We start from the raw sequence: 632 nt of genomic DNA on the forward strand, positions 1-632 counted from the left end.
CCCAATGCGCTCACACGGCAGCCACTCACGATATAATGTCCATGGGCGCGGTCGTACGTCGCAATGGCTTGCATGGCGGGTTCAAGCAGTGATGGGGATTTTTGATCAATCAGAACACCATCTTGCAAGATATAAACGGGAAAGAAAGTGCCTTGCTGTGTATCTTCTTTCAGTGCCCAAACAAGCTTTGCTGTTTCGCGTGCGGCACCAGGCTCTCCTTCTGCCAATGTGCCAGGGACTTGCCCCAATAGCTCTGGATCATCTTCGTGTGTTATCCATTTTTTTTGCAGCTTCACACCAATTTCAATGCGCCCAATCATGGCAACATTGTTGAGTACAGCTTCAGAGACTGGAAAGATATCGCCTGCGATATAAATTTTGCCATCCGTTAACGTTACGGTCCTTGTCTCTTTGTTGACAAAAGCATCAGCCCGTTCAACGCGGTCTCCTTCTTGTGCCACAAGGCGCCCCAAGCGGTCATGCCGCCCCCTTATAATGGTTTGAACCTCATTGAGTTCACCACTTTGAATAAAGGGACGCGTGCCATAAAAGACAACGCTTTGTTGTTCCTCTTTGCCGCGAGATCTGTCAATTGCAAAGGGTAAACCACTTTCATGCTTCATATTAAAACC

1 protein-coding gene is annotated in these 632 nt (G+C 48.1%); it reads right to left on the minus strand.

The window, feature by feature from the left end:
* Window positions 1–623 (minus strand): DUF4815 domain-containing protein (locus ACFILA_RS09870; RefSeq protein WP_375661164.1); only part of this gene is annotated, 623 nt, incomplete at its 3' end.
* Between the last annotated feature and the right edge of the window lie 9 nt (window positions 624–632).

The sequence above is a fragment of the Bartonella sp. CL71SXKL genome (assembly GCF_042194935.1).
GTDB lineage: Bacteria > Pseudomonadota > Alphaproteobacteria > Rhizobiales > Rhizobiaceae > Bartonella.